We start from the raw sequence: 1,011 nt of genomic DNA, 5'->3' as shown, positions 1-1,011 counted from the left end.
CGCATTAACCAGCTTGCCTCAGCGCACAGCACGGTTATCTCCATTGTGGCCGGGGTTACGCTGGCGCAGTTGACGGCACTGTTGGGTGAAACGCGCGCCATCGCCCGCGTGATTCCGAATACTCTGACCGACACCGGCTATGGCTATAGCGGCGTGACGCTCAATCAACATGCGCAGGCTGAAAAGCTTGATGGGTTCTTCACCGCATTCGGCAAAGTGCTGTATCTGGAGGAGCGTCTGATCGATGTCTTCACCGGCTTTGGCGTGGCGGGACCGAACTATATTTACTACTTTATCGAATCGCTGACCGATGCCGGTGTGCTGGCAGGGTTGCCGCGCCCGCTGGCAACCAAGGTGGTGCAGGAAAATCTGCTGGGCGCAGTAGAAATGCTACGTTTAAGCGGAAAACACCCACGCCAACTGCTGGATATCAACAATTCGCCCGCAGGCGTCGGCATGCACGGCTTGTATGAACTGAATAACAGCGATTTTGCTGCCGGGCTGCAACGCAGCGTACTGGCGGCCGTGAAACGTACCACCGCGCTGGCGAATTCACGCTAAACGTCAGGCTGCCAGGGTCTGGTTAGGTGGTTCGCTCTACGTTGGGCTGTATGCACGAACGCCTCGCGCAGCCCAACGACCACTTGTTGCGCAGGTAACTACTCTCGTAATCCCCTCCCTGACAGACACGTAAAGTCGCCACTGACAGTGGTACTAAAAGCTGGAGGGGCTGCATTATGAATGATAAAAAAAAGCCCACATTGTGGGCTTTAATGATTCGAGTAAGGGAATGTTATTTTAAGAATGCTTCAATAATTCACGTCGGGCCAACTCAGCGATAAATCCGCTGCGGCTGGAAAACTCACCGTTACTGCTAACATAATCATCAATGCGTTTTAAAAGATTTTGCGGCAAAGTAATGTTCAACTTTATTGCTTTACCTTCATATTTAGTGGTATCGATATCAACGAAACCCCATATGCCACCCTGGCAATCTTCATCATCTTTGTA

Annotated in this window: 2 protein-coding genes; one reads left to right on the top strand and one right to left on the bottom strand. The window is 51.8% G+C overall.

Going from position 1 to position 1,011, the window contains the following annotated elements:
• Positions 1–561 (top strand): pyrroline-5-carboxylate reductase family protein (locus J5224_RS29910; RefSeq protein WP_264628687.1); only part of this gene is annotated, 561 nt, incomplete at its 5' end.
• Between the two features lie 237 nt (positions 562–798).
• On the opposite strand, the gene J5224_RS29905 is transcribed toward J5224_RS29910, so the two are convergent.
• On the bottom strand, positions 799–1,011 hold a 213-nt coding region (locus J5224_RS29905), incomplete at its 5' end, for a type II toxin-antitoxin system HicB family antitoxin (protein ID WP_264628686.1).

The sequence above is a fragment of the Candidatus Symbiopectobacterium sp. NZEC135 genome (assembly GCF_025962695.1).
The sequence above is the reverse complement of the archived record's forward strand: the minus strand, read 5'-3'. Positions and strand labels throughout refer to the sequence as shown.